Annotated in this window: 1 protein-coding gene and 1 pseudogene; one reads left to right on the forward strand and one right to left on the reverse strand. The window is 36.9% G+C overall.

Annotation, left to right across the window (positions count from 1 at the left end; all coding sequences use genetic code 11):
• Nucleotides 1–62: 62 nt before the first annotated feature.
• Nucleotides 63–748: pseudogene (locus ABT115_RS30825) on the reverse strand (IS3-like element IS981 family transposase); the annotation flags it as partial.
• Nucleotides 749–840: 92 nt separating this feature from the next.
• Between ABT115_RS30825 and ABT115_RS30830 the strand changes: the two are divergent.
• Nucleotides 841–1,067 (forward strand): recombinase family protein (locus ABT115_RS30830; protein ID WP_351796790.1); only part of this gene is annotated, 227 nt, incomplete at its 3' end.

Genomic DNA, 1,067 nt, shown 5'->3' on the forward strand with positions numbered 1-1,067 from the left:
GCCGACGCCCCAATCGCAGTGAACTCGGCGATGTGATCATTCGGTGAGCCTAGGCGCGTTTGAGCCAATCCTTGTTGAGTAGGAATATAAGTAATGTCGGTTGACCAAACCTTATTTTTCTTTGTAGGTTCAGTCTGTATAAGATTTTTTCGATTGATGTGATCACTTAGTGAGTATCCAGGCTTAAATTTCTTAATGACTACAGACTTGAGTTGAAGTTGCTTCATTAGCTTCTGTACCAGTTTTAACCCGACTTTTTCCCCTTGTTTAAGTAGAAGATGATGAATTTTAGTAGCACCATAGATTCCTCGGTTAGCATTGAAGAGTTGAGAAATTTTGAGTGACAGGTATTGTCTCCTTAATTGAGTTTTAGATGGATGTCGGTTAATCTGTTCATAATAACTTGATTCAGGAACATCAAGGAGTTGACAGCTTAGTCTGACATTGAGTGCTAAAGTTTGTATGGTTTGAGCCATATCCGCAGCACTCACTTCTTTTTCTCGGCGAATATGGTCAATACTTTTTTTAAGATGTCTCGTTCTTCCTTAACTTTAGCCAGTTGTCTTTTTAATTCTAGAAAATCAGCTTTAGAGACGGAGCTTTCATTAGATTTAGAGTAGAGGTCTATCCATTTATAAATTGTTGCAGGGGCCACGTCGTATTCTTTAGACAGCTGGGTGACGGATTGACCAGAATGATAGAAGGCGATAAGGGTTTCTTTAAATTCTTTTGAGTAGCGTTTTTGCATGTTTTTGTCCTTTGTCTAAATTATACAATAGTGACTCTAAGATTTAAGGATAACATCACTCACAACTTAGGGTTATTAATAGAGGTCAAAATATGAAAATTGGGTATGCACGTGTCAGTACTTTTGAACAAAAATTAGAATCTCAAATTGAAGTTCTGAAAGAAGCAGGAGCAGAAGAAGTTTTCCAAGAAAAGTTTACTGGAACTAATGTCGAACGTCCACAATTTAATCTAGTATTTAAAAAGTTAAAGGATGGTGACACTTTAATTGTGACAAAGTTAGACCGATTAGCCAGGAACACTAGAGAAGTTTTAGAAAT

This window comes from Streptomyces sp. NPDC001832 (genome assembly GCF_040297265.1).
Lineage (GTDB): Bacteria > Actinomycetota > Actinomycetes > Streptomycetales > Streptomycetaceae > Streptomyces.